Origin of the sequence: Glutamicibacter sp. NPDC087831 (genome assembly GCF_044742845.1) — a bacterium.
GTDB lineage: Bacteria > Actinomycetota > Actinomycetes > Actinomycetales > Micrococcaceae > Glutamicibacter.
This window is the reverse complement of the sequence record NZ_JBIUVH010000004.1, coordinates 248,342-272,137: the sequence shown is the minus strand read 5'-3', so window position 1 is coordinate 272,137 and position 23,796 is coordinate 248,342. Positions and strand designations below refer to the sequence as shown.

At 59.6% G+C, this 23,796-nt stretch carries 26 protein-coding genes and 2 pseudogenes; 17 read left to right on the top strand and 11 right to left on the bottom strand.

What is annotated here, in order from left to right:
- Positions 1-132: 132 nt before the first annotated feature.
- Positions 133-258: pseudogene (locus ACIOJF_RS14270) on the bottom strand (N-acetyl-gamma-glutamyl-phosphate reductase); the annotation flags it as partial.
- Positions 259-286: 28 nt separating this feature from the next.
- Here ACIOJF_RS14270 and ACIOJF_RS14265 point away from each other — a divergent pair.
- The 5 genes from ACIOJF_RS14265 to ACIOJF_RS14245 all read left to right on the top strand — a co-directional run bounded on the left by ACIOJF_RS14265 (position 287) and on the right by ACIOJF_RS14245 (position 6,161).
- The gene (locus ACIOJF_RS14265) at positions 287-556 is read left to right on the top strand and encodes a hypothetical protein (protein ID WP_146112321.1); all 270 of its coding nucleotides are present in this window, start codon (positions 287-289) and stop codon (positions 554-556) included.
- A gap of 351 nt (positions 557-907) precedes the next feature.
- Complete coding sequence (locus tag ACIOJF_RS14260; RefSeq protein WP_146112322.1) at positions 908-1,231, top strand: hypothetical protein; 324 nt, start codon at positions 908-910, stop codon at positions 1,229-1,231.
- A 702-nt stretch (positions 1,232-1,933) separates the two neighbouring features.
- Positions 1,934-2,146 (top strand): hypothetical protein, encoded by a 213-nt coding sequence (locus ACIOJF_RS14255; protein ID WP_146112323.1) that lies wholly within the window; start codon positions 1,934-1,936, stop codon positions 2,144-2,146.
- The gene (locus tag ACIOJF_RS14250; RefSeq protein WP_105662465.1) at positions 2,143-4,152 is read left to right on the top strand and encodes an ATP-binding protein; all 2,010 of its coding nucleotides are present in this window, start codon (positions 2,143-2,145) and stop codon (positions 4,150-4,152) included. The genes ACIOJF_RS14255 and ACIOJF_RS14250 overlap by 4 nt, the downstream gene beginning before the upstream one ends.
- Positions 4,153-4,823: 671 nt before the next feature.
- Positions 4,824-6,161, top strand: a complete 1,338-nt coding sequence (locus ACIOJF_RS14245) for a hypothetical protein (protein ID WP_402741782.1) — start codon at positions 4,824-4,826, stop codon at positions 6,159-6,161.
- A gap of 449 nt (positions 6,162-6,610) precedes the next feature.
- Here the strand turns inward: ACIOJF_RS14245 and ACIOJF_RS14240 are convergent, their stop codons facing one another.
- Both ACIOJF_RS14240 and ACIOJF_RS14235 read right to left on the bottom strand, forming a co-directional pair.
- On the bottom strand, positions 6,611-7,015 hold the full coding sequence (locus tag ACIOJF_RS14240; RefSeq protein ID WP_105658551.1) for a molybdenum cofactor biosynthesis protein MoaE: 405 nt from the start codon (positions 7,013-7,015) through the stop codon (positions 6,611-6,613).
- The gene (locus ACIOJF_RS14235; RefSeq protein WP_105658552.1) at positions 7,012-8,193 is read right to left on the bottom strand and encodes a ThiF family adenylyltransferase; all 1,182 of its coding nucleotides are present in this window, start codon (positions 8,191-8,193) and stop codon (positions 7,012-7,014) included. Before ACIOJF_RS14235 ends, ACIOJF_RS14240 begins: the two co-directional genes overlap by 4 nt.
- A gap of 37 nt (positions 8,194-8,230) precedes the next feature.
- Between ACIOJF_RS14235 and ACIOJF_RS14230 the strand changes: the two genes are divergently transcribed.
- Genes ACIOJF_RS14230 through ACIOJF_RS14210 form a run of 5 tightly spaced genes read left to right on the top strand, consistent with a single transcriptional unit; the run spans position 8,231 to position 10,916 of the window.
- The gene (locus ACIOJF_RS14230; protein ID WP_105658553.1) at positions 8,231-8,482 is read left to right on the top strand and encodes a MoaD/ThiS family protein; all 252 of its coding nucleotides are present in this window, start codon (positions 8,231-8,233) and stop codon (positions 8,480-8,482) included.
- 3 nt (positions 8,483-8,485) lie between these two features.
- Complete coding sequence (locus tag ACIOJF_RS14225; protein WP_105658554.1) at positions 8,486-9,718, top strand: molybdopterin molybdotransferase MoeA; 1,233 nt, start codon at positions 8,486-8,488, stop codon at positions 9,716-9,718.
- The gene (gene moaC, locus ACIOJF_RS14220) at positions 9,711-10,187 is read left to right on the top strand and encodes a cyclic pyranopterin monophosphate synthase MoaC (protein WP_105658555.1); all 477 of its coding nucleotides are present in this window, start codon (positions 9,711-9,713) and stop codon (positions 10,185-10,187) included. The genes ACIOJF_RS14225 and moaC overlap by 8 nt, the downstream gene beginning before the upstream one ends.
- Positions 10,177-10,668 (top strand): molybdenum cofactor biosynthesis protein B, encoded by a 492-nt coding sequence (locus ACIOJF_RS14215; protein WP_105658556.1) that lies wholly within the window; start codon positions 10,177-10,179, stop codon positions 10,666-10,668. The genes moaC and ACIOJF_RS14215 overlap by 11 nt, the downstream gene beginning before the upstream one ends.
- Positions 10,669-10,706: 38 nt before the next feature.
- Complete coding sequence (locus ACIOJF_RS14210) at positions 10,707-10,916, top strand: DUF1653 domain-containing protein (RefSeq protein ID WP_013347838.1); 210 nt, start codon at positions 10,707-10,709, stop codon at positions 10,914-10,916.
- 24 nt (positions 10,917-10,940) lie between these two features.
- Here ACIOJF_RS14210 and ACIOJF_RS14205 read toward each other — a convergent pair whose 3' ends face one another.
- A complete protein-coding gene (locus ACIOJF_RS14205) occupies positions 10,941-11,372 on the bottom strand; it encodes a MarR family winged helix-turn-helix transcriptional regulator (protein WP_105662461.1) in 432 nt (143 codons plus the stop codon).
- A 78-nt stretch (positions 11,373-11,450) separates the two neighbouring features.
- On the opposite strand from ACIOJF_RS14205, the gene ACIOJF_RS14200 reads away from it, so the two are divergent.
- A complete protein-coding gene (locus tag ACIOJF_RS14200) occupies positions 11,451-12,551 on the top strand; it encodes a hypothetical protein (protein WP_105658558.1) in 1,101 nt (366 codons plus the stop codon).
- 41 nt (positions 12,552-12,592) lie between these two features.
- On the opposite strand, the gene ACIOJF_RS14195 is transcribed toward ACIOJF_RS14200, so the two are convergent.
- Both ACIOJF_RS14195 and ACIOJF_RS14190 read right to left on the bottom strand, forming a co-directional pair.
- A complete protein-coding gene (locus tag ACIOJF_RS14195) occupies positions 12,593-12,886 on the bottom strand; it encodes a DUF6966 domain-containing protein (protein WP_402741781.1) in 294 nt (97 codons plus the stop codon).
- 49 nt (positions 12,887-12,935) lie between these two features.
- On the bottom strand, positions 12,936-13,586 hold the full coding sequence (locus tag ACIOJF_RS14190) for an alpha/beta hydrolase (protein WP_181148920.1): 651 nt from the start codon (positions 13,584-13,586) through the stop codon (positions 12,936-12,938).
- 673 nt (positions 13,587-14,259) lie between these two features.
- On the opposite strand from ACIOJF_RS14190, the pseudogene ACIOJF_RS14185 reads away from it, so the two are divergent.
- Both ACIOJF_RS14185 and ACIOJF_RS14180 read left to right on the top strand, forming a co-directional pair.
- A pseudogene (locus ACIOJF_RS14185) lies at positions 14,260-14,937 on the top strand (lipase family alpha/beta hydrolase).
- 94 nt (positions 14,938-15,031) lie between these two features.
- Positions 15,032-15,424: a VOC family protein gene (locus ACIOJF_RS14180; RefSeq protein WP_102598610.1), complete on the top strand. Its 393-nt coding sequence runs from the start codon at positions 15,032-15,034 to the stop codon at positions 15,422-15,424.
- 88 nt (positions 15,425-15,512) lie between these two features.
- Here ACIOJF_RS14180 and ACIOJF_RS14175 read toward each other — a convergent pair whose 3' ends face one another.
- From ACIOJF_RS14175 to ACIOJF_RS14155, 5 genes are all read right to left on the bottom strand, one after another.
- The gene (locus ACIOJF_RS14175) at positions 15,513-16,295 is read right to left on the bottom strand and encodes an IclR family transcriptional regulator C-terminal domain-containing protein (protein WP_105658561.1); all 783 of its coding nucleotides are present in this window, start codon (positions 16,293-16,295) and stop codon (positions 15,513-15,515) included.
- 80 nt (positions 16,296-16,375) lie between these two features.
- Positions 16,376-17,032 (bottom strand): 3-oxoacid CoA-transferase subunit B, encoded by a 657-nt coding sequence (locus ACIOJF_RS14170; protein ID WP_105658562.1) that lies wholly within the window; start codon positions 17,030-17,032, stop codon positions 16,376-16,378.
- A complete protein-coding gene (locus ACIOJF_RS14165; protein WP_105658563.1) occupies positions 17,032-17,703 on the bottom strand; it encodes a 3-oxoacid CoA-transferase subunit A in 672 nt (223 codons plus the stop codon). The genes ACIOJF_RS14170 and ACIOJF_RS14165 overlap by 1 nt, the downstream gene beginning before the upstream one ends.
- A 19-nt stretch (positions 17,704-17,722) precedes the next feature.
- Positions 17,723-18,934: a thiolase family protein gene (locus ACIOJF_RS14160; protein WP_105658564.1), complete on the bottom strand. Its 1,212-nt coding sequence runs from the start codon at positions 18,932-18,934 to the stop codon at positions 17,723-17,725.
- A 176-nt stretch (positions 18,935-19,110) separates the two neighbouring features.
- Positions 19,111-19,761, bottom strand: a complete 651-nt coding sequence (locus ACIOJF_RS14155) for a DUF6318 family protein (RefSeq protein ID WP_105658565.1) — start codon at positions 19,759-19,761, stop codon at positions 19,111-19,113.
- A gap of 266 nt (positions 19,762-20,027) precedes the next feature.
- Between ACIOJF_RS14155 and ACIOJF_RS14150 the strand changes: the two genes are divergently transcribed.
- From ACIOJF_RS14150 to pcaG, 4 genes are all read left to right on the top strand, one after another.
- Positions 20,028-20,774, top strand: coding sequence for an IclR family transcriptional regulator (locus ACIOJF_RS14150; protein ID WP_105658566.1), 747 nt, complete (start codon positions 20,028-20,030; stop codon positions 20,772-20,774).
- Between the two features lie 217 nt (positions 20,775-20,991).
- On the top strand, positions 20,992-22,188 hold the full coding sequence (locus ACIOJF_RS14145) for a 4-hydroxybenzoate 3-monooxygenase (RefSeq protein ID WP_105658567.1): 1,197 nt from the start codon (positions 20,992-20,994) through the stop codon (positions 22,186-22,188).
- Between the two features lie 63 nt (positions 22,189-22,251).
- A complete protein-coding gene (gene pcaH / locus ACIOJF_RS14140) occupies positions 22,252-23,085 on the top strand; it encodes a protocatechuate 3,4-dioxygenase subunit beta (protein WP_105658568.1) in 834 nt (277 codons plus the stop codon).
- 1 nt (position 23,086) lies between these two features.
- On the top strand, positions 23,087-23,665 hold the full coding sequence (pcaG, locus tag ACIOJF_RS14135; protein WP_402741780.1) for a protocatechuate 3,4-dioxygenase subunit alpha: 579 nt from the start codon (positions 23,087-23,089) through the stop codon (positions 23,663-23,665).
- Positions 23,666-23,796 lie beyond the last annotated feature (131 nt).

The following is a 23,796-nucleotide window of genomic DNA, read 5'->3' as shown; positions in this document are numbered from 1 at the left end:
CACAGGTGCTACCAAATACTCCTGCTAAACACTGGCTCCAACCATCGTGTATTAGCAGACGTATTTGGAGGCACCTGTGCGCGTATCGAATAGCTCTAATGTACGACTGGATAGCGCTCACTACGCATTGACGCCGGCGGTGCCCTTGGTGAGGTTATCCAGGGCCAGCGAGACTATCACGCGACCGGCATGGGCGTCGAAGGCCAGCTGCAGCTGGGCGTGATTTGAACCCTGCACAGCGCCGGCGGTTGGCCGCTGACTACGCGTTGACGGGAACATGGCCCTAATGGATTTCAGTGTAATAAAAATGGATAATTTGCTATATGTAATGCATGCCACAGTTCCTGCCTTGGTTCTTAGTGTGATAATTTTTCAAGATTTTCGCTGGAAAAATGAATACAAAATGAAGACGATTGCTACTTACACTGCGGCCCAAGTGTTTATTGAATTGGCGATAACATACACCATCTGCCTCAATATATCCTGGCTTCTGGCTTCACCATTTGACCCACTGGGTCCCTTTATGGATAGTCCAAGAAAGGAATTTGACCCTTGAGCTTCTGATTACTATTGGAAACTCAAATCGCGCCGAAGACCTACTATCATATTTTGGCCAGCGCTGGTATTACACTTCAGGATTAATGCATTGTTTGTTCCATCAATGTTCGGTATCGATTCCTTTGGCTATTACATTGAACTGTAAATGATTGAATATTTCACGTAACCAGCCAAACCTAAGTATGGTGTGGAAGAATCTGCAACATGTGTATTTTCTCATCTTAATTAATCTATGAGATTCATTCAATACTCAGGTCAAAAATAGGCGAACTCACGTGAAAAACCACGGGCATCGAGGGCAGTACTAGTGGTAAAAGAAGAACTGCAGACGCGGATGAGGCGGTTACAGATGATTGAAAACGAGTCCTCCCAATCGCACAGTTGGAACCCCGGTATTGAAAATTTTAGGCTAGGCGTCGACGTCTTCGTTGGGTGTATGACCAGTGGCGTATGGAAAAACTACGAAGTGATAGTTTGTATCCTCGGTCACGAGCCGGAAATTTTCTGGGATGTGAGTTTCTTACCGGGTAGAGAACCTCTTGGGGAGGGAGGAGACAATCACGATCCGCTATTTGAGTCTGAAATTGAGTTGTCCGAGGCACTTATGGGAAGCGAAGTGCAATGGTCAAGTCCAGTCCAATCATTTCTCAGAGCGGAAGAATACTATGGCTGAGCAGCCAAAAATAGTTCACGGATGGTGAACCGAGCAGCGGGGTTCCTACCATAGCGGAGATCTTCAAGCAACAAGCTAGTTCACCGGGATTACGGCAATCAGCTTATCGAACCGCTGAATACCGATGCGATGACATATGGTTTGCATGCCGCCGCTGAACATGTTGCCAACATTGGCGACTTGATACTGATGGGTGCCCGACACATTAGCCATAAACGGCGACGTGGCGACTCATTGAAATTGTCCAGACACCGTCTGGACAATTTCAATGATCCGTATCATAGATTGCAACAACGCCTAGTACAATATTTCCAAGATAAATTGTGCGGTCTCAATATCGGTCGTTAATGACACACCGATCTGTGGGGATCAACCAAAACTCCTGACATTCGAAAACACAACAGATTTTCAAGCATGTTTCGTCGCAAAACCCAGTACCACAAACTATGTGTTGCTATAGTGGCCACTCCACGAGTATTGGTACATTTGATCCCATGGGACACCGCCTCTGATACGCCAGAGTCTCCACCGGCGACCAAGACGCGCAACTCCAACACAATGCACTAGTTCCTTTATGGCGCGCCCGGGACACTGAGTACTGCTATTAGAGATGTGCACCCTCAACTGCGAAGAGCCACGTAATGAATCGCGCGGAAAATGGAAATGCCCGCGGTTGACGACTCCAGCTTTCAGAATGAACACATGATCAATTCTGAGAAAACTACGCCTGATGAGGCACCCGGGGACGAGACCGTTCATTCCGTTGTAGATCGAATCATGATCGATTTTGGACTCTCTTTGGAAGAAAAAGACGGCTTCGTAGGCCTAGGCTCAGAATTAGCTACCCTTTTCAGTCGCGTCAAGGTGCCGAATGAAGCTGAAATACGCGCAGCGCTTGAAGGAAGCGACAAATGATCAAGGTTGAGAAACTGCGTGTGAATAACTTTCGGGGCATCCGCTCGTTTGAGTTCAAAATGAATCAAAAATCCTTCGTAGTTGCGGGACGAAATGGGACAGGAAAGAGCGGAGTGATCGATGCACTGGAGTTTGCGCTCACCGGATCTATCACACGCTTAACAGGCAGCGGGACGGCGGGGGTTTCAGTAAAGTCCCATGCGCCCCATGTCGACATCGCCGAGACTCCTAAAGATGCCTGGGTCGAGATGACATTCACCGTTGTAGGAACCGGTTCATCCCACATTCTTAGGAGGTCCGTTGCAACTTCCCGAAAACCAACCATCTCCCCAAAAACACCCGAAGCGGAAGAGGCACTCGAATGGACGCTCAAGCATCCCGAGTTTGCACTAACACGAAGGGAGATTGTCTGCTTCGTGCTGGCTGAGGGTAGAAGCCGAGCTGACGGTGTCGCGGATTTGCTCGGTCTTCAACGCATTGGGCAAGTGAGGGCGCTACTAGTTCGAGTGCGAAATGCAGATAAACGAGATTATGCAGGTGCCGCAACCGTTCTCGCCAGTCGAGTGAGGGCATTGGTTCATGCCTCGGGAATCGAAACTTTTAACCCTGAAACGCTATCAAGAGCCATCAACGCAAACAGAACAAAGCTAGGGCTTGCGCCAATAGAGGATCTAACGCCCGAAGCGATCATCGAAGGGGTCGATTCATCCCCGAGCAGTTACACTCCATCAGCAAATCGAAACGAATGGCTGCAAAGGCTCTCAGCGCTTCATTCCACCGTGGAAATTGCTCTTTCGACTAACCTCGATGGTCTATTAGACCAATTAGTTGAGGATGCCGCTGATAGATCAAATTCAGCGGAGTTCATGACGGCATTAGAATCAGATGCTCTTCTAGATTCAGCGTTGGAACTGTTCAACGGCACGGACTGTCCTGTTTGCGCCACCACATGGCCACTCGGCGAGTTTGAGGAGGTAATCGCACGCAAAAAAGCTCAATCTGCCGCCGCAAGAGAAGAAATAGCTGCGTTGAAACTGAGAGCAAGCCGATTACTCCCTCATTTCACGGATTTACAACAAACCATCGAAATTGCGCTTCCTGTGGCTGAAGGGGTTGGCCAGGAAGCAATCAACACAAAAAAACAGCTTGAAGTAATTCGTGCAATAACCAAGACACTTCGTTGCATCAGTAACCCTTCGGAGCTGACAGAACTTGCGGCGCTGACGAAGTCGAAAATTGCTCCAATCAAGTCGTGGACCTGCGAACTCGAAAAGAAAGTTCGTGAGCTCCCCCTGCCAAACGAAGCCGACGAGCAAAAAGGTCGCTTACGATCTTTGTCGCATAGTTTTCATGAATATGCGGAACAGAAACGCCTGACTTCTAGCCTTTCCGAGAAGTCGTTAAGATCAACTACAGCTTGCGAAGTCTTCGAGTATTCAACTGCTGCGAGCCTCATAGAAATTTATTCTGCCGTTCAGTCGAAGTTTGCGCTCTTCTACTCCGCTATCAACGCCGACGACGAGAGCCAGTTTTCGGCCACTCTAACTCAGTCGGGTGCTGGCTTGGATATGAATGTTGACTTCTACGGCCGCGGAGAGTTTCCCCCTGGGGCATACCACAGCGAGGGCCATCAGGATGCGATGGGGCTATGCCTCTATCTCGCGTTGGCTCAATTTACATTGGGTACCGGATTTACCTTGTGCGCTTTGGATGACGTACTGATGTCGGTTGATTCTGGCCATCGCCGCTTCGTCGTAACGTTGTTGATTCAACAGTTTTCTGACACACAGTTTGTTGTGACCACGCATGATGAGCAATGGATGCGTCAGATGAAGTCACTGGGCTTCGTTCAGGGGCGGAACGTGCTTCAATTTCGAACCTGGAATGTCGATAGTGGACCCGTCGATTGGGCACACTATGAACCATGGGGTGAAATCGAAACCTTCCTAGAGGCAGGTCATGGAAAACTGCCGCTGGGTCCTTACGTTCCTATCTGGAGCACGTAGGACGCGAATGTGCCAGTAATCTCGCCGCACCCATCCCATACAAGCTTGATGGCCAAAACACTCTCGGGGAACTCTTCAACAGCAGCATCAGTACACTTCGATCCACTATTAGGAAGGGGAAAAATTCTGCTAACTCCTGGGGTCGACCGGAGCTTGTTGCTCAGTTAGACGCTTGGGATACTCGGGTTCAAACGGCCGCTCTGGAAGCAAAACAGGCAGAATGGGCTATCAATACAATCGTTCACTTCAACGAATGGGAGAACCAGACTCCCTCGGAATTTGCTCTCGTTGCTGCGTCCTGGAGACGCCTGATGAGGGAGTTCGCGTGTAACAAATGCGAGGGCCTAGCTAAGGTCACAAGCGATAAAGATTCTCTTCGTTGTGCCTGTCAAACCATATCTGTAAATCTGCTTGGCAAGAATTAGTTGGTATTCCGGTATTATCTCGCGACGGTTTCAAAGAAAGCTTTGGTTATTCTTTGGCATGTCTTGCATCCCATGTCCTACGGGACCTCTGAACCATCCGACTTGCTCCCCTCAAAGACGACAGTCGTAGATCCTTTGCCGCCTATTATCAGACCAGAAGCCGCAGACCATTTGGAATGAGTACGCTGGAAGAAACTCTTCCTCATTCCAGTGCGAGAATGATTTTATGAACGCCGTGGTTGCAAAATGAATAAAACTTACTTCTTGATCAGACCTAATCCCGAGGGATGGGACGCGCTTCCACTGTGCCCCCGTCCGTGGCGACAAATGCTTGTCGCTTGTGCGATCATCCTGATAACAACAGTTGCCTCATTCATCGAGGCTCGGGGCTGGGAAGATCCTCCGCCAGAATACTGGCAACACCCGTACCAAATTGCGGACATGTTCGGTTTCTCTGCCACCCTCGTTGCCTTATTCTTTTCTCTTACCGGCTGGTTTTTTGGGCGTCTGGCTGTTGCCATGGCACCCATCATTTTGCTCTATGCGGCAATACCATATTCACTCGACACCACCGAAGATTCCGCTATCTGGTGGGCTGGGACCATCGCCGCGGCACTTTGGTGGCTTGTCCAGACAAAAATCTCCCACCAACAAATTCACGCCGTCCGGAATCTCGCCACAGAGTCCAACACCGGCGCCACCCTCGAGCTAGGCCCGGATGCACAGATGTCACTGAAACGCATCAAAAACCGCAGCCTCTCCTGGGCGGCGACTTTAAGCTCGATCGCAATCCTCTTCTGGTTAGCTACTGCAATGGCACTACCTACTGCGGTAGGACGCACCCTTCAAGAACTCGAAGATCTGGCATTATCCGATTATCTGGGAACAGCTGCTGCAACCGTGAGCATTTTGGCACTAGCCCAGTGGCATCGCTACGGCTGGCGGTCCCTAGCTCGCAGGCGCGTAGGCAACATGGTGTGGCATGTCCCGATCGTGGGTGGCCCGGTTGAGGGACTATGGTCATCGCTTTCCGAAGACGCTGGCATGGTGTCTTTTGATCATGCTCGTTCATTACCTTGGTGTATCTGTATCAACGATTTTAAACGCGGTAACCCTGACGAAGTGGACCTATACGGTGACATCAGCATTACGGCATCCGTTTACTGCCCGGTTCACGGGATCGATCACATCAATTCCCTAACTCACGAACATTTTCGTTCCAAAGCGACCAATACCTGGTTCTGGGACGAAGATTCCCTGTTACCAATATCCACGCAGGCCGAAGAAGACAGAACTCTACTCATCGGATACGCGGGCACTTCCTTTATCGGGTTGCCGGCACACTTCTCTAATGACACAGCAGAAATCCAACCCGACACAGATAACTTCGTTGAGGAGCGCAATCCGCAGATAAACGAATCACAGTGGAAGCGGCCCTTACCGCCACTAAGTGGAGCCGTGGACCGGATCGATCTAAGACCGGCAGGTCTAGGAGGGCATGCCATCCGCTACCAGCACGGGCGGGCATGGTTTGAAACAACCAGAGATGCGGATGCCAGAAAACGACCGACTACTGAAGAATGATGAACTGCTCCTCTTTTTCATTGGATGAGTCCGTAATCCAGCTAAAAATCCGTATTCTATAAAGAACGATGAATCGGGCACCGTCTTATAACCAATGGGTTGTAAGACGTCTTGCCGTCCACCCCTTCTTCAGCTTAAAATCCTTGAAAACTCGACGCCCGAATTTTCTTGCAACCATGTGTTATCAGCAACCTCTTCGGATTATGACCCCATTATCAGTTGCAAGACACCTTTGACTAGCTCACCAATGATCATCCAGCCCCGTACCGTCAATAGTTGCGTCAATAGTTCTTCAGGTCTCTCATCATGCCCCGCCAACTTCAGTCGAAAACCCGGTCTTCATGAAATCAAGAGCTCCAGGCAGACCCACCATTCACGAGCCAAGAGGCCTGTCGTGCAATCCAACAAATCGAGATCCACCCAACTGTCCTTGACCGGGTTCAAGACGATTACAGCCCCACCCATTCGGAGCTGCCGGACGTGAAGTGCTGCTTCTTCCAGATCGGGACCTCGGCCTTGATGCGCTCCACCAGGTTCTCAATTGCGTCGAAGGCTTCCTTGCGGTGCGCAGCCGCCGAGGCAGCCACCAGCGCGGCATCGCCAATCTTTAGCGGACCCACGCGGTGCACAGCCGAGAGCTTCAGGCCGGTGCGTTCTTCTTCGGCAATAATCTTCTCCAAGAATTCTTGAGCCTGCGGGTGATGCGAGTAGTCCAGGGAATTCACCGACTGGCCACCATCGTGATTGCGGATGATCCCGTGGAACATCACCAGCGCACCGGCGGTATCAGACTGCACGGCATCGCGGACGGCAGCCTCGTCGATAGGTTCTTCGGTAATCAGCGCGTAGCTCATGATCGGGTTCCTTCGGTATGTGCGGGTTCGGTCAGTAGCTGCGGGGCCACGGCGGCCAGAGCGGGAAGCCCGCCTTCAAGATAGTTTGTTTTGATGCCTCGTCCTGCGAGCAAGGATGCTGCGCGTTGCGAGCGCGGGCCACGGACGCAGTAAACCGTCACCTGTGCCGGGATCTGTTCCAGTTCGGCCCCGGATTCGATGGCTGCTTCCAGCTGGGGCAGCGGAAGGTGCAGGGACCCGGTGATGTGCTGTTGCGCGCGTTCGTCATCATTGCGCACGTCCAATAAAACCGGAGCTGCATCACCAGTTAGTGCTTCGGCGAGCGCCTCGGCGCCGATGCCTTCAGCTTCGGGCAGCGTTCCCGAGCAAAAAAGCACATAATCGATCAGGTCGGTGACTTCGCCTGCTTGGGGATCACGGGAGAATTCGAGGGTACGGGTGCTAGCCGCCAACGCATCGTAGATCAGCACCTTGCCCACCAGCGGGGCACCGATTCCGGCGATCAGCTTCAAGGCTTCGGTAGCCAGCAGCGAACCGACGGTTCCGCACAATCCAGGCAATACTCCCCCGGCCGCGCAATCCGGCACGGTGCCCGGGGCAGGCGGGACCGGGAACAGGTCGCGGTAACCCGGACCATGCTCATGCCAGGCCACGGAAACTTGTCCATGATGCTGCAGGATCGATCCCCAGATCAGCGGGATGCCGGTGAGCTGCGCGGCGTCATTGGACAGGTACCGGGTCGGGAAGTTGTCGCTGCCATCGATGACGAGGTCATAATTCGCAAAAATCTGAAGCGCATTCGATGAATCCAGGCGCAGGTTGTGCTCGATGATCTTCACATTGGGGTCCAGCGCCGTGGCGGCCTGCGCCAGGGAAGCGGTCTTGGCCAAGCCGATATTAGCGGTGGTGTGCGTGACCTGGCGGTGCAGGTTGGATAGCTCCACCACGTCATCATCCACGATGCCGATGGAGCCTACTCCCGCTCCGACCAGATACGGGACACTGGCGCTGCCCAGCCCTCCGGCGCCGATAACCAGTACCCGGGCGGCAGCCAGCCTGCGCTGCGCAGTGTCATCAAATCCGGGCAACGAGAGTTGGCGTGCAGCGCGAGCAGCCTGTTCGCCGCTCAGTGGCGGCCCGGGGGCCACAAGCGCGGGAAAGTCGCGTTCGCTTTTCATCGTGCTCCTTATCGCCTAGGCGCGATAGCATGAAGTCATGTCGAAGATTACGATACGCTACTTCGCTGCCGCGGCGGCAGCAGCGGGCTGCGAGCAGGAGAGCTGGGAACGCCCCGATACACTCGCCAGGCTGCGTAGCGAACTGATCGATTCCTACGGACCTGAAATGGCCCAGGTTTTGCGCGCCGGAAGTTTCCTGATCAACGGCGTGGTGCGCCGCGATGCCGGCGAGCTGGGCACTGCCGACGATCTGACCGTGGATGTCCTGCCGCCGTTCGCAGGCGGATAGTCCATGTCCTGCACTCTGGAAAGCCATCGCGCGGAACTTGAAGAGCTGATGTCCCCGGTCTTCGCCTGCCTGGACAATGAAGTGCTGCCCATCGATAGCCCTGAGGCCAGCGATCGAATCCTCAGCGAGGACCAGTACGCCCTTTTGCCCATCCCTGCGTTCACCAATTCGCAGATGGATGGCTACGCTGCGCGCAGCGCGGATCTGGCAGCAGCCTCGCTCCGCTCCCCCATCTCTTTGCCATTGGGTTTCACGGCTGCTGCCGGCGATCGGCAAATATCCCTGGCTGAAGGCACGGTCAGTCCGGTGATGACCGGTGCGATGATCCCGCTGGGTGCTGACACCGTCATCCCCATCGAGGAAAGCGGCTCTGGCGCTTTCCCGGAATTGGTTCGTGCCGGCTTTGGCACCCCCAGCGGCCACGCGGAATTCTCGGCCCCCAGCGCCGCGGGCCGCTTCATCCGCCCCGCCGGCGGTGATCTCGAAACCGGCGCCTTGGTGGCCAAGGCCGGAACCCGGCTGACCCCGACCATGATTGCTGCACTGGTTTCCAGCGGGCTGCGTGAAGTACCGGTGCGCCGGGCCTTGAAGGTGGCCGTGTGCACTACCGGCGATGAGCTCAGCGATGGACAGCGTTCCCAGGGCCAGATCCCGGACTCGAATTCCCCTATGCTCGCAGCCTGGCTGCGCCGCTATCAGGTGCAGGTGCGCACCTTGCAGCTGCCCGATGATCCGCAGCGCTTCGCCCTGGCCATCGATGTCTTGCAGGAACAGGTTGACCTGATCGTAACCGTGGGCGGTATCAGCGCCGGAGCTTACGAGGTGGTCCGCCAAGCGCTGTCGCCGCTAGGCGGGGTTTTCCACCATGTGGCCATCCAGCCCGGCGGTCCGCAAGGCTTCGCCCGACTGGCCAAGGCAGCGGTGCTGTGCTTCCCGGGCAACCCGGTCAGTGCCCTGCTGTCGGCAGAACTGTTCCTGGCCCCGCTGCTGCGACAGCTCAATGCCCTGCCAGAGCCCTTGCCCAGGCACTACCCGCTGGCAACCGATGCCAGTTCCCCCGAGCACAAGCACCAGGTGCGCCGCGCGCTGATCCGCGATGGCCAGGTCGCCATCCTGGATCCGGGATCCCACCTAGTCCACGATCTGGCCCGCGCCGATGCGCTGGTGCATATCCCGGTAGGCGTCAGCCAGTTGGCTGCCGGCCAAAGCATCGAAATTTGGAGCATGAATGTCTGAGAGACTCACCCACCTGCGCGAAGACGGCAGCGCCCATATGGTCGATGTCAGCGACAAGGCCGTCACCAAGCGCGTGGCCACCGCAGAAGCCATCTTCGCCACCCGCCCGGATGTTGTCCCGATGCTGATGACCGGGCAGTTGCCCAAGGGCGAGGCGTTGGGCACCGCAAGGGTCGCTGGCATCATGGCGGCCAAGCGCACCTGGGAACTGATTCCGCTGTGCCACCCGCTGCCGATTTCCAAGGTGTCCATTGATTTCACCGCCGAGGAATCCGCGGTGCGCGTCACCGCCCAGGTGACCACCAAGGGCGTCACCGGGGTGGAGATGGAAGCGTTGACCGCGGCCAGCGTTGCGGCCCTGACCCTCTACGACATGGTCAAGGCCGTGGACAAGCACGCCGAGGTCCGCTCGGTGAAGGTTTTGGCGAAGTCCGGCGGCAAGAGCGGTGACTGGGTTCGTGGAGACTAGCCGCATGGCGGCCGTGGTGGTTGCTTCGACCAGTGCCGCAGCAGGCACCGCCGAAGACAAGACCGGTCCGCTGATCACCCGGTGGCTGTCCGAGCGCGGCTTCGAGACCGGCGAGCCGACGGTGGTGGCCGACGGGCAGCCGGTGCGTTTTGCCGTGGATGACCTGCTGGCCAACGACGCGCAGGTCGTGATCGTGACCGGCGGGACCGGGGTCTCACCCGATGACCAGTCCCCCGAAATGGTTGCCCCGCTGCTGGACGTCCAGCTGCCCGGAATCATCGAGGCCATCCGCCGGCGCGGAGAAGCGACCACCGCGCTGTCCATCATTACCCGCGGGGTCGCAGGATTCTCCGGCAACAGCTTCGTCATCACGTTGCCCGGGTCCACCGGCGGAGTGAAAGACGGGCTGGCCGTCCTGGATCCGATCCTGGAGCACCTGCTGGTCCAGCGCAGCGGCGGCACCGGGCACGGACCGCGGTAAGTTTTCCAGCACCATCATTGATCAGAAAGGCCACCAGGTTGAGCATCGAACCCGGAATTTACCAGCACTTCAAGGGTCAGCGCTACGAGGTGCTGGCCGTGGGGAAGCACAGCGAAACCGAAGAGCCACTGGTCTTCTACCGCAAGCTCTACGATGACTACAGCTTCTGGGCTCGGCCACTGGAGATGTTTGCGGAGCACGTTGAACGCGATGGCTACAACGGCCCGCGTTTCGCCAGGATCGCCTAAGGCAAGTTGCAGATTTCCCTGCACCTACTGCGAGTCGGCAACGTTATAGCGTTCCAAGGCTTTGGCAAAGGCCGAGATCTGCTCTTCGCTCCAGCCCTCCAGACGATCGGTTACCGCAGCGCGGTGCACGGCGGCGGAAGCCTGAAGCCGCTCGCGGCCCACGCCAGTCAGTTCCACTACGCGGCCGCGCCCGGATTCCGCATCATCATAGGCGATATATCCCAAGTCCAGCAGCGTGCCTACCTGCCGGGAGACTGTCGAGCGGTTCAGCGAGAACGCCTCGGCAATGTCGGTGGCCCGGGTTCCGGGCGTATCGGCAATGAAGCGCAGCAGGGAATGCTCCACGAGTGTCAGCGGCTCGGCCAACTGGCGTGAGCGCGTATTGGCACGTCGGGTAATCATTTGCATGTGGTGGAAGATCGATTGGATATCGGCTTCCCGCTGTTCCTTGCCCATGTTCCGAGTCTAGTACGCAGGGCTTTGCCGGGCACTCAATGTTGCATCATGCAACATTAAGCGTATTCTTTAATGCTGATGACTCTCACCGACAACGCCCCGCGCCAATCCCCCGCTTCCAAGCATGCCGATAATCCGGCCAAGAAGAAGTCCCCCGCAGCCAAGCCGGCACCACTGGGCTGGGGAAAGCTCGTGTTGACCATGCTGATCCCGTTCTTCCTGTGCGCCATCATGGGCTTGTTCTATCTGGGGGCCTTCCACGCGCCCAGTCCGCACAACGTGCAGGTGGCGGTGGTGGGCGATTCCGCGCAATCCAAGGTTTTCGCCCAGACCCTGCAGGATGGGTCCGACGGTGCATTGAATGTGCACACCGTCGCCGATGCGGACCAGGCCCGGAAACTGGTAGAGCAGCGCGAGCTCGTGGCCGCCTACGAAACCAGCGGCGGCACGGCAACGCTCTACAGCTCTAGCGCCGCGTCGGAAACCTCGGCGAATATCGCCCAGAAAGTCTTCTTGGAGGTGGCCTACGAACAAGGCCAGCCATTGCGCATCGAAGATGTCGTGCCCACCGGCGAGCAGGACACCACCGGGCAGGGGCTGTTCTTCCTGCTGGTCGCCTTGAGCATTGGCGGCTACGCCAGCGCCGTGCCGCTGGCCGGGTTCATGGGCAAGGTCAAGCTGCCCGTGCGCTTCGCCATGGCGGCGGTTGCCGCAGCGGTGGTTGCCACAATCACGGTGCTGATCGCGGGCCCGGTCTACCGGATCATCGAGGATCATTACGCGGGCATCTGGCTGATTTCCTGGGTTTACGCCGCCGGCATCACCCTGCTGGGCCTGGGCCTGCATCCACTGCTGCGCCACTGGACCACCCCGACGCTGACCTTGTGCTTCGTCGCACTGAATTTCACCAGTTCCGGCGGGATCTTCCAGCCGCAAATGCAGCCGGGATTCTACGGTGCACTCAATACCTTCTGGAATGGCGCCGGGTGGCTGCACGCAGTGCAGACCCTCGCCTACTTCCCCGGGCAGTCCATCGGCATGGATCTCCTGCGGCTAATCCTCTGGCTGATCCCCGGCATCCTGCTGGTCATCCTGACCCACGCGTGGAGCGTGCGCAAAACCCGCGTGGCCGATGAAAATGCCAGGATCCGGGACGTCGAGGAAACCGTCGCCGCGTAGCGGCACGCGCCGCGGGGATTGCTCCCTGCCAGATGCCGCTCCTAGCTGCGCAAGAGCCAGGAGCGCGCGGAGCCCAAGGCTCGGCGCAGTCCGCTCACCGCGTCATCCATGACCGCGGTTCCCACATCCTGGAAGGACCCCATGCCGCCGCGGTAGAGTTCCAAGGCCTTCCGGGAAGCCTCTCGCAGTTGCTCTCGGCTTTCGATATCCTCGAAGAGGCCATCAATCCAGCGAGCCGCATGGGCGCGTTGCGCGTCATGGTCCTGGGCCGCTGCGAGGTGCAGCTTCTCGATAGCCGCGCGGATTCTGCCCAGTGCTTGCTCAACATTGTCCATGGCACAAGGTTATCCCGGCCGGCGGGCCCTGCTGCCCGCCAGCCGCGCTTCAGGACTTGCCCAGCGGTATCAGGTCAAGTTGCGCGGTGATATGGCTGCGGACGTCGTTCAGTTCATCCATGTTGATCCCGTGGGCCAACCCCGAGTAGGTGCGGGCGGTCAGGGTCGAATGCTCGGGCAGGAACTTGGTGGTGCGTTCAATGGCGACCGGGGCAATGACCCGGTCTTCGGTGCCACGGCCCCAGAACACTGCTGGACGCTGCGCGGCGATGATTTCATCGGCTGACTGGGTGCCGCCTAAGACGAATCCGCCCAGGATTGTGGTGGCCAGCACCCGCTCGGGCCGGGTGCGCAGCAGCTGGCTGGCCATCAGCCCGCCCTGGGAGAAACCGACTGGAATGATCTTGGTGGCGGTGTCTACATTTGCATCGATCCAGGCCCAGATCGCCGCGGTGGCCGCTTGCACCGGCGCCGCGTCGGGGACGCCCGGAGTGGTGATCTGGAACCAGGCGGCCCCACCGTGGCCCAATTCCAGCGGAGCGCGCAGCGAAGCCCAAGGCAGATCCAATCCCAGCGGTTCGGCGAGCGAGCCGAGGTCGTGTTCATTGGAGCCGAAGCCATGCAGGAAGACCAGCACGGCACCGGATTCCGGGGCACTGCTCCAATTGGCGGAACGCACATCGCTCAACAGGTTGCTCATAGCAGGCCAACTCCTCATAAGTTGTTTGCGGGCGGTTCCCGATGGTGGAATCACAGCCTTCCGGCGGCGTTCCCAACAAGGTTCAATAAGCCAAGCATACCGTAATTGATTGAAGATACAAGTAAATTCCATTACCGCGATCCGTCACAGTACCCCGGGCGCCACCCGCCCAGGAAATCTGAAGCGAAGCGCACCCAAGTCCCGCTTACCCTTCTGCCGGCCACCACAAGCGCCCCCCAAAAACCAGCTAGTCACGATGGATAACTCCGACATAAAGCAGGGTTCAAGCTAGTGCGAAGGCTTGCGGGCATTCCAGGGAAAATTCGCGCAATCTGGAGGGAACGCATCCTACTTCACGCAAAACCTTGTCACCAGAAAATCCTAGACAGAAACTAAAATTACTGTGATCATTTCGTGTTACTGCCGGCCAGTAGCAAGTGCCTCCCATCTTTTACTCGACGGACCACCATGCAACGACGCATACTTTCCGTTCTGGGCGCGCTGTGCCTGGCCGCTGCAACACTCACCGCCCCGGCCATCGCACCGAGCGCGGCAAGCACCGCACAAGCCGAAACAGCTTCGTCCCTGAACATCAGCCCGGCCGGGGCTAATAATTGGGATTGCGCACCCGATTCCGAACATCCCTATCCCGTAGTCCTCGTCCACGGCACCTTTGCCACCATGGACTTCAACTGGATCTCACTGTCCCCCCAAGCTCAAGCGCAACGGCTATTGCGTTTTCGCACTGAACTACGGCTTGGAAAACGGCATCTCGGGTGCGGCGCATGCCCCGGACTCGGCAGCCGAACTGCGCGACTTCATTGACCGCGTCCGCCAGGCCACCGGCGCCAAGAAGGTGGACATCGTCGGGCACAGCCAGGGCGGAATGATGCCCCGCTGGTACATGGGGCACATGGGCGGAGCAAAACATGTCAACGAATAGGTGGCCATCGCCCCATCGAGCCACGGCACCCAGGGCATTCTGGTGCCGAGCGCTACCGGAGTCAGGATTGCCGGCAGCTACGCTGGCTGGATCTGCGACGCCTGCGCCGACCAGGTGGCGGGCAGCGAGTTCATGACCGAGCTGAATTCGATCGGCGACACCGTCGCAGGCCCGGATTACACGGTCATTTCCACCAAGTACGACGAGGTCGTCATGCCGTACAAGTCCCAGTTCCTGCAGGGAGACAGCGAGCACGTGACCAACGTGCTGCGCCAGGACAAGTGCCCGCTGGATGCCTCGGGACACGCCAGCATGGCCGTTGATCCTGTAGTCCACCGCTGGGTGCTCAACGCACTGTCCACGGATGGTCCGGCCGATCCGGGCTACCGCCCTTCCTGCTACCTGTAAGCGGGAATCGGCGCATCCCGGCGTCCGCGCCGATGCCGGGATGCGCCTGGCTCGCACCTAGGCAGAGCGCCAGCCAGCTACTAGATTGGTGGGCATGGACGTACTTTCCAGCAGGGTGCTGCTGCGGCCAATTGACCTGGCCGCAACCCAGCAGTTCTATCGAGATGTGCTGCAACTAGCCGTTGCCCGGGAATTCGGTCCGGCACAGCAGCCGGGAATGGTGTTCTTCCTGGGCAATGGCCTGCTAGAAGTCTCCGGGCACCGGCCGCCAGGGAAGCCGTCCACGCTGGTGCTGTGGCTGCAGGTGCGCGACGTGCAGGCAGAGCTGGAACAGTTGACGGCCCGCGGTGCGACGGTGCAGCGCGAGGCGCGCAAGGAGGACTGGGGCCTGATGGAAGCATGGATCCAGGATCCCGACGGCACCAGAATCGTGCTGGTGCAGGTACCCGAAGGGCACCCGATCCGCCGGGACGTGCGCGAGCCCTAGCAACTGGTGCTGGCCTGCGCGGCTCGCCGCGATCACCACGTGTGCTGGCATCGAATGGGATCCGGCCACCGCCTGATCCCGGCGGGTACTAGCGGCTGGCGGCGAGGGCTTCGCGTACCTGCGCGGCAGCTTCGAGCAGCTGCGGCAAAACCACCTCGGCTGCCTGTTCGGCGCTCTGCGTAGTATCGGGGCGCACGCTCATCGACACGTTCATCGCGGCGACCACGGTGCCATCGGCGCTGAATACCGGCACCGCCACCGAGCGCAGGCCGATCTCCAATTCCTGGTCTACCACGGCATAGCCCTGGGTACGGATCCGTTGAAGTTCAACGCGTAGCTGATCCGGGCCATCGATCCCCAGCCCGGTCATTGAATGCACGCCGGCGGCGATCACCGCCTCGCTGATTTCTTCAGGCTGGTAGGCCAGCAACACCCGGCCCATGGAGGTATTGGCCGCCGGGAAGCGGGTGCCCACCGAAATGCCCACGCGCATGATCGAACGGGTATGCACCCGGGCGATGTAGACGATCTGCGATCCGTCCAGGATGGAAGCGGAGGCCGATTCATGCACAGCAGCCGAGAGTTCCTCGAGCACCGGTTCGATCAGCTGCGGCAAGGTGGCGCTGGACAGGTACGAGTACCCCAGCTGCAGGACCTTGCTGGTCAGCTCGAAATGCTTGCCGTCGGTGCGCACATAGCCCAGCTCCACCAGGGTCAGCAGGAATCGCCGGGCGGTGGCCCGGGACAGGGAAGTCCGTCCGGCAACCTCGGAAAGGGTCATCGACGCGTGATCGGCATCGAAGCTGCTGATGACCGCCAAGCCGCGGGCCAGGGACTGGACCGATGTGGTTGTTGCTGCCTGCTCGCTCACCGTGCTCCTTGCGCGCTGGAAATGATTGCGGGGCGCACTTCCAAGACTCGGATGCGCACCCCACTAATCTACTGGGTCTTCTAGGCCTGGGTCAGTTCCACCGGGACCTTGGCGGCCAGCTCCTCGAAGCTGATGCCATGGGTGGAGCGCACGAAGACCTTGGCATCACGCAGCTCGAAGACGGCCACTTCGGTGTAGATCCGCGAGACGCAGCCCAGCCCGGTGACCGGATAGCTCAGCGTTTCAACCAGCTTGGATTCCCCGGCCTTGGTGAACAAGCTCATCATCACCCAGGTCGCCTTGGCGCCGATAGCCAGGTCCATGGCGCCGCCCACAGCAGGGATGGCACCTTCGGCACCGGTGTGCCAGTTGGCCAAATCGCCATCCTTGGAGATCTGGAAGGCACCGAGCACGCATACATCCAGGTGGCCGCCGCGCATCATCGCGAAAGAATCCGCGTGATGGAAGAAGGAGGCGCCCGGCAGCTGCGTGACCGGGATCTTGCCTGCATTGATCAGATCCGGGTCGATGTCCTCGCCGGTGGCGACCGGGCCCATGCCCAGCATGCCGTTCTCGGTGTGCAGGGTGACGCCCTGTTCCTTGGTGAGGTAGTTCGAGACGTTGGTCGGCTGGCCGATTCCCAGGTTCACGAATGCTCCGGCCGGGATGTCCGCGGCAACGAGCTGCGCCATTTCATCGCGGGTGAGCTTTGCTTCGGTGGTGGTCATTGCGCTCATTACTTTTCCCCTCCCAGTTCCACCACGGTATCCACGAAGATGCCCGGGGTGATGACGTTTTCCGGATCGATGGAACCGGCCTGGACGACCTCGTCCACCTGCACGATGGCCGACTTGGCCGCGGTGGCCATGATCGGGCCGAAGTTCCGCGCGGTCTTGCGGTACACCAGGTTGCCCAGCGTGTCGGCCTTCAGTGCCTTGATCAGCGCGAAATCGGCGTGGATCGGGGTTTCCAGCACATAGCCCTTGCCATCGATCACGCGGGTTTCCTTGCCCTCGGCCAGCAGCGTGCCGTAGCCGGTGGGGGTGAAGAACCCGCCGATGCCGGCGCCGGCGGCGCGGATGCGCTCGGCCAGGTTGCCCTGCGGAACCAGCTCCAGCTCGATTTCCCCGGCCCGGTAGGCCTCATCGAAGTGCCAGGAGTCGGACTGGCGCGGGAAGGAGCAGATGATCTTCTTGACCCGGCGTTCCTTGATCAGCAGGGCCAGGCCGGCGTCGGCCTGCCCGGCGTTGTTGTTCACGACCGTCAGGTCCTTCGCGCCGCAGTCCAGGAGCGCGTCGATCAGTTCCATCGGCTGGCCGGCGTTGCCGAAGCCGCCGATCAGGACGGTGGCGCCGTCGGTGATCTCGGCGACGGCGTCCGCGGCCGAGGTGGCAATGCGTGGTGCCATGATGCTGCCTTTCTATAAGCTACTTGGTTGCGTTCACGTTTTCGACGACGACAGCCAGGCCCTGGCCGACGCCGATGCAGATCGCGGCGAGCCCGTAGCGCTCGCCGGATTCTGCCAGGCGGCGGGCGACGGTGCCCAGGATGCGCAGGCCCGAGGCTCCCAGCGGGTGGCCGATGGAGATGGCCCCGCCCCAGGCATTGACGATAGCCGGGTCGATGTCCCAGGCCCGGATGCAGGCCAGGGACTGGGCCGCGAATGCCTCGTTCAGCTCGACCGCGGCGATATCCGACCACTTCAGGCCGGCCTTGGCCAGAGCCTTGTTGGCGGCTTCCACCGGGGCGAAGCCGAAGAACTGCGGATCCAGTGCGGCAGCGCCGTTGGAGACGATGCGGGCGATCGGGGCGGCGCCCAGCAATTCGCCGCCGCGCTCGGAGCCGATGAAGGCCGCCGAGGCGCCGTCGCTCATCGGCGAGGCGTTGCCCGCGGTCACCGTGGCATTCTCCCCGGTGCGGAACACGGTGCGCAGCTTGGAGAGGGTCTGGGCAGTGGAATCGGCACGGATGGTTTCGTCGCGGGTGACTTCGGTGCCGCGCTTGTTCGCCGGCGGAACCGGAACTACCAAGTTGTCGTACTTTCCGGCCTCCCAGGCGGCCGCGGCCTGCTGGTGCGATGCCGCGGAGAATTCATCCTGGTCTTCGCGGGAGATGCCGTGCTTCTCGCGCAGCTGCTCGGTGGCCTCGCCCAGCGATACCGTCCATTCCCCCGGCATGGCCGGGTTGACCAGGCGCCAGCCCAGGGTGGTGTTGGCCAGTTCCAGATTGCTCATCGGGAAAGGACGCTCGGTCTTGGGAAGCACCCATGGAGCACGGCTCATCGATTCGACGCCGCCAACCAGGACCAGGTCCGCGTCGCCGGTGGCGATCTGGCGCCCGGCGGCGATCGAGGCATCCAGCGAGGAGCCGCACAGGCGGTTCATCGTGGTGCCCGGCAGCGAGGTCGGCAACCCGGCGAGCAGGGTGGCCATGCGGGCCACGTTGCGGTTTTCCTCGCCGGCGCCGTTGGCGTTGCCGAAGATCGACTCGTCGATATCCGCGACATCCAGCTGCGGCGCCCGGGCGACCAGCTCGCGCACCACGTGGGCGGCAAGGTCATCGGGGCGGTGGCTGGACAGCGCGCCGCCGATCTTGCCGAAGGGGGTGCGGATTGCGTCGTATAGGTAGGCCTGCTGCATCGTCTCACTGCTCCATCGCTGCGGTATGTTCACATCGTGAACTTGTGTTCGTAGAATGAACTTTAGCATTTGATGCCCGTAGCTTCAATAGATTTCCCTCGCGGTCCACCCGGTTCCCCGCACACAAAAGGCCCCGGCTGCCGAAGCAGCCAGGGCACTTTCCAAGTCACATATTGCTATTGCGCGTTAATCGCGACATTTAGCGGCTGCCATCCGGAAGACTCGTCGAACGCCGGATCCTGCACAGCTAGCGAGCAAATGGATCCAATGAAGTTTCCATCCTCGTCATAAGCGATCTCATCCCAATTTTCTTCAAAATCCATGCAGGAAACCGGCTCAATTTCGCTGGTCGCCTTTCCATCTGCACCGAGGACTTGGCCAGCGGCTCGCTCTATTCCAAAGCTGGCAAACACAACCTTGGGCTCGCCCGGCGATGCTTGATACTTGTCCAGGGTGCTCATGGTTTCAATAACCCTGAATTCGCCTTCGTCAACGCTTCCGCCATTGGCATAGGCCTGGTCGGTCTGGGCGATTAGCTCCTGGCACAAGGTGCAGTCCGCTGCCGAGAAGCCCTTGAGTGCGGCGGTGTCACCGCTCGCCACCGCATAATTCAGCAGCTGTACCCAGTACTCCATGGCACCTTGCAGCCCTTCCTCGGTTTTCTCGCTGAGGACCGCCGGGCGCTGCGGAACTTCGGCATTTTGCTCCGGGGAGCTCGGCGTGGGCGACACGGTGCCAGCAGAAGGATCGCCGGCTCCTCCCTGGGATGCACTGACGCAACCGCTGGCTGCCAGCGTCAATGCAGCCATCAAAGCTGCAAGCTTCACTTGATGATTTCGAACCATTGCCGCCACCTTCTTGGAGTTTTTTCCGCGTTCGAAAACGACATTACATCAAGCATTTCGATAATACGACCACTATTCAAATAATGTTTTGGATACGCTTTTCAATGTGAATCGCTGGAAAAATTCGATGTTAACTCTGGATGAACAAGGGAAATTCGACGCGATTGCGAACCCTGCTTGCACTAAAGCGCAGAGCCGCTCACCTGGATGCAGGAGAAGCGAAGCAGCCACTGCCCTAAAATAGTTCCATGGCCAATTCGCCCAGTGGGGACTCTATGCTGGACCGCTTGGTTCGGATCCTGAATTCTTTTGATCTCAACAATCAGTCGCTCAGCGTCAGCAGCCTGGCCCGGCGTGCCGACATCCCCAAAGCAACCATGTACAGGTTGCTCGATGAATTGGTATCCCATGACTTGCTGGCGCGAGACGGGTCTGGCCAGGTGCGGCTGGGTTTGCGCCTTTGGGAATTAGCCAATCGAAGCGCTGCCACCCAGGACCTTCGCACCGCGGCATTGCCGTTCATGGAGGACATCAACCAGCTGCTGGGGCAAAATACCCAGCTCTCGGTACTGCACCAGGACGAGGTGCTGATCATCGAGCGTCTCTCGCGGCCGGGCTCCGTTGTCAATCAGGCGAATGTCGCCGGACGCATGCCTGTGCACCGAACCTCGATGGGCATGGCACTTTTGGCCTTTTCACGGCCGGAAACCATTCACGGGTTCCTGGAACGCCACCACGAACTGATGACCGCCACCCATCCTGAACTCCGCGCAGAAATGGCGGAAATCCGACGCAACGGATTCGCCTCGTTCGACGGATTCATCGACCCGGAAACCACCGGTGCCGCCGCCCCGATCCTCGACGAGGCGGGCTATCAGGTTGCCGTAATCTCGGTGGTTGTTCCCCGCGACTCCGGAACACTGCAGTCCGCAGCCCTGGCGCTACGCACCGCAGCCCGGGGCATCGCTCGCGCACTGCGCATCGACAACATCTAGCGACCGGAAATAGCAAAGCCAGCGCCCTGTTGCACTTGGCCGGTGCGGCATAGGTGCGCAACCAATTATTCTCATTCATTGAGAACCCGGCTGTCTGCCCGATCACATGCGCCGCATCATGAGGGAAGTTCATATTACTTCCTTAGACCAGATGCATCGGTCCGGCAACGCAGCCGGCAGTGCGGCTTCTGGTCCAGACGCTAACGAGGCAGGTCCCATGGCTCAGAATCCGCGCATTCTCAAGACCAAGGTCGGCATCATCGGCGGCGGTCCAGCAGGGCTCATGCTCTCCCACCTGCTGGCCGCATCCGGCATTGAGAACATCGTCGTGGAAAGGCGCGACCACGAGACCATCCGCAACACCCACCGCGCGGGCATCCTCGAAGCCCAGGCTGTCAAGATGCTCACCGAGTCCGGCGTGCAAGGACGGGTGCGTACCCACGGCGACGAGCACGCCGGCATCGACCTGCGCTTCAACGGTCAATCCCACCCGCTGGACTTCCGCGATCTGGTCGACGCCACCGTCACCCTGTACGCGCAGAACGAGGTCTTCGTTGACCTGGCCGCGGCGCGCCAGCGCGACCAGGGCGATGTGCGCTACTCCTGCGAAGTCACCGAGATCCTGGATATGGAGACCTCCACCCCGAAGTTCCGCTTCACCGATGAGCAGGGCAACCTCTTCGAGGTGCACGCCGATGTGATCGTCGGCGCCGACGGCTCGCGCTCCTTCGCCCGCCGCCAGATGCCCGAAACGCTGCGCAAGGATTTCAAGGTCGCCTACCCCTTCGCCTGGTTCGGCATCCTCACCGAGGCGCCGAAGTCCGCGCCGGAACTGGTCTATGCGAACTCCCCGCACGGCTTCGCGCTGATCTCCCAGCGCAGCGAAACAGTGCAGCGCATGTACTTCCAATGCGACCCGAACGAAGACGTGAATGCCTGGAGCGACGACCGCATCTGGGCCGAGCTGCAAAAGCGCGTGGACGGGCCGGATAATTTCCAGCTGAAAACCGGCGAGATCTTCGACAAGACCGTGCTGGGCTTCCGCTCCTTCGTGCGCGAACCCCTCTCCCACGGGCGGATGTTCCTGATCGGCGATGCCGGGCACACCGTCCCGCCCACCGGAGCCAAGGGCCTGAACCTGGCCTTCGCCGATGTGAAGGTGCTCTTCGAGGCCCTGGATTCCTTCTTCTCCACCGGCAGCGAACAGCTGCTGGACGGCTATTCGGACCTGGCGTTGAAGCGGGTCTGGAAGGCGCAGAACTTCTCCTACTGGATGACCTCCATGCTGCACACCCCGGTAGGCGGGGACCCTTTCATGGCCAAGCGCGCCCTGGGCGAACTGGAAACGGTCACCTCCTCGCGCTTCGGCCAGCAGTACCTGGCCGAGTCCTACACCGGCTGGCCCCACGCTTAGCCTTCGCCCTTGCCAAGCATTTCCTCCACCACGCCCGTACGCCCCCTTCGAAAGGAGCACGCAGTGAGCACCGAAACCACAGCTAACGAGTCGTTCAGCGATTCCCCCGTGCTGGATCCCGCAGCCACGACGCTCTCGCAAGAATCCATCAGCCAGGAAATCGCCGATATCCATGCGGCCTACCGCCAGTCGGTGGTCGAGGGCAAGAAAGCCGAGAGCCAGCCGCGCATCGACTTCGCGCCCTACCGTTCCTCGCTGCTGCGCCACCCGACCAAGAACCTGCGCCATGTGGACCCGGAAACCATTGAGCTGCACTCCCCGGCCTTCGGCCAGCGCGACGTGCACGCGCTGGAATCGGATCTGACCATCCAGCACAACGGCGAGCCGATCGGCGAGCGCATCGTGGTCGCCGGCCGCGTGCTCGATGGCGACGGCCGCCCGGTGGCCGGGCAGCTGGTGGAAATCTGGCAGGCCAATGCCGCCGGACGCTACATCCACAAGCGCGACCAGCATCCGGCCCCGATCGATCCGAACTTCACCGGCGTGGGACGCGCCATCACCGGCCCGAACGGCGAATACTCCTTCACCACCATCAAGCCGGCACCCTACCCGTGGAAGAACCACCACAACGCCTGGCGCCCGGCGCACATCCACTTCTCGCTGTTCGGCACCGACTTCACCCAGCGCATGATTACCCAGATGTACTTCCCGGGCGACCCGCTGTTCAGCCTCGACCCGATCTACCAGGCGATCACCGACAAGGAAGCGCGCGACCGCCTGGTCGCCAGCTACGACCATTCGCTGACGTCCCATGAATGGGCTACCGGCTACAACTGGGACATCGTACTCACCGGCTCCAACCGCACCTGGATGGAAGATGAAGAGGGAGACCACTAGCATGGCTCAGGCACCAGAACTGAAGCTGGCCCCCACACCGGGGCAGACCATCGGCCCGTTCTACGGCTACGCATTGCCATATGAGAAAGGCAATGAGCTGGCCAGCCAGGCCCATCCCCGCTCGGTGCGCCTGCACGGGATGGTCTATGACGGTAACGGCGAGGCCATTCCGGACGCCCTGCTGGAAATCTGGCAGGCCGACGAGAACGGCAATGTCGTTTCCCGCGATGGCTCGCTGGTCCGCGACGACTACACCTTCACCGGGTGGGGACGGGTGGCGGTGGATAACGCCGGGCACTACACCTTCACCACCGTGAACCCGGGCGCTACCGAAGAGGGCAAGGCCCCGTTCATCATGCTCGCGGTTTTTGCCCGCGGCCTGCTCAATCGCCTGTTCACCCGCATCTACCTGCCGGAGGACACCGACGCGCTGGCTAGCGACCCGTTGCTGTCATCGCTGGGCGAAGCAGAACGCGCAACGCTGATTGCTGCTCGCGAAGACGACGGCTCGCTGCGCTTTGATATCCGCCTGCAAGGCGAGAACGAAACGGTGTTCCTCTCCTACCCGCGCGAGAGCTAGTTGCCACCGCGACACCCCGCTGGATTGCCCCAGTGCCCGCACTGTTACGGGCGTTGGAGCGCCCGGCGGGGTGTTGCCCGTTGCCGGGCACTACAGTTCTAGATAGACGGCTTATACGCTCAACAGCTAAG